Genomic DNA, 2,262 nt, shown 5'->3' on the forward strand with positions numbered 1-2,262 from the left:
AATTAGTCTGATTGTTGACGGTGGAGATCCTGAGTGCGATATCGCCGTACAGGGTGGTGTTGGTGAGGTCAGTGAGGACGGCGGTGTCCTTGAATGTCCACTGCCTCATGGTGTTCTGGTTTGGAATTCTTTGTTCATACAGAGAGAAATAGCCGGGCCGCGGATTGCGATAGAGATAGACGGATGCAATTCGGTCATTGAGGGCGGCGCCGACATTATTCACGGTAGTGCTGGGGTAGACAAGTAGACTGGTTCCGGAGCCGTTGCTGTTCTGGAACAATTCCAGGGTGTAAATGGTCTGGTTGCTGACAGAGGAGATGCCTTTATTGGTGCCGGTGCCGTAATAGGCCCCAGTGATGTCAATAAGGCCGTCGGTGTCCTTGAACACCCACTGCCGGTAGTTCTGATCGGGAGGGGCGTTGAGGTTGGCGGCTTCGTAGAGGGCGAAGTAGTTGGTGGGTGGGCCGTTGTGGACTCGGACGGATTTGACCTGGTCGTTGAGTGCGGGGGTCTGGCGGCCGAAGATGTTGTCGGTGCCGGGGTAGATGAGTTGGCTGAGGCCGGTGCCGTCGTGGTTCTGGAACAGTTCCAGGGTGTAGAGGGTCAGGTTGCGGGCGCTGGAAAGCTGCCGGGAGGCGTCGGCGAAAAGTGCGGTGTCGGTGAGGTCGGTGAGGACGGCGGTGTCCTTGAATACCCACTGCCTGTACCGGGGGTCGTCGGGGTCGCCTTCGTAGAGGCAGAAGTAGTTGTTGGGTGGGCCGTGGTACAGCTTGACGCCGTTCACGGCGTTGTCGAGTGCGGCGATGTAGTTGGTGGTGGTGCTGGGGTAGACGAGTTGGCTGGTTCCGGTGCCGCCGCTCCATTGGAAGAGTTCCAGGGTGTATTTGGTCAGGTTTTTGATGGAGGAGGCAACCTGGGAGGGCCTGCCGAGGTTTGCCGAGGTGAGGTCGGTGAGGCCGGCGGCGTCGTTGAAAACCCACTGCGTTCCGCCTTGGTCGGGGTCCTCGTAGAGGCAGAAGTAGTTGGCGGGCGGGCCGTGGTAGACGTTGGCGGATGTGACGTGGTCCTCGAGGCCGGGGGTAGTGACGTTGACGTTGGTGCCGGGGTAGACGAGCTGACTGGTGCCGGTGCCGTTGGCGTTCTGGAACATCTCCAGGGTGTACTTTGTCTGATTTGAGCACCTGGAGATCACGCTTGAGAGGTCATGGAAAACGGCGGTATTGGTGAAGCTTGTGAGGCCGGCGGTGTCCTTGAACAGCCACTGTCTGGCGAGTCCAGTAGTGTGCTCGAAGAAGCAGAAGTAGTTGGCGGGCGGACCATGGTAGACGTTGACGGATGTGACGCGGTTCTCGAGGCCGAGGGCGTAGACGTTGACAGTGGTGTCGGGGTAGACAAGCTGACTGGTGCCGGTGCCGTCGTTGTTCGAGAACAGTTCGATGGTGTACCAGGTCTGGTTGCTGACGGACGAGATCACGCTGGAGGCGTCACCATAGAGGGCTGTGTCGGTGATGGCGATGACGCCGGCGGGGTCGGTCGTGAGCGCCCGGAATACCCACTGCCTGCCGGTGCAGAACGTATTTTCGTAGAGGCAGAAGTAGTTGTTAGGCGGGGCATGGTAGACGTTGAAGGACTTGACATTGTTGTCGAGGCCGGGAGCGGTGATGTCGACAGCGGTGCCGGGGTAGACGAGTTGGCTGAGGCCGCTGCCGTCCTTGACAGAAAAGAGTTCGATGGTGTAGCTGGTTCGATTGCAGACCGAGGAGATCAGTAAGGCGGCACCGATGTAAAGACTCGTGGATGTGATATCGGTGAGGCCTTCGGTGTCCTTGAACACCCACTGCATTCCACTCTGGTTGAAGTCTGAATAGAGGGCGAAGTAGTTCGGGGGTGGGGTGTGGTAGAGGTTGACGCTGGTCGCGGTGTTGTCGAGGCCGGGGGTGGTGATGTCGACCTGGTTTTGGGGGTAGATGAGTTGGCTGGTGCCGGTGCCGTCGGCGTTCTGGAAGAGTTCCAGGGTGTAAATGGTCTTGTTGTCGACGGAGGAGATCGCGTTGGCGGCGTTGATGGTGGGGTTGTCGAGGTGGGTGAGGGCTTCGGTGTCCTTGAACACCCATTGCCTGCCGGTTTGTGCGGGTCCTTCGTAGAGGCAGAAGTGGTCGTCGGGTGCGCCGTCGTAGAGGGTGGCGGTGGTGGTGGTCTGGTTGAGGGCGGTGCTGACGCTGTTGTAGGCCTGGGGGTAGAAGAGCTGGTCGTCTCCGGTGT

The 2,262-nt window shown here is 59.4% G+C and carries 1 protein-coding gene; it reads right to left on the reverse strand.

Going from position 1 to position 2,262, the window contains the following annotated elements:
• Window positions 1-2,262 (reverse strand): peptidase inhibitor family I36 protein (locus ACWGKU_RS40875; RefSeq protein WP_452191833.1); only part of this gene is annotated, 2,262 nt, incomplete at both ends.

The sequence above is a fragment of the Kitasatospora sp. NPDC054768 genome, from assembly GCF_053612025.1.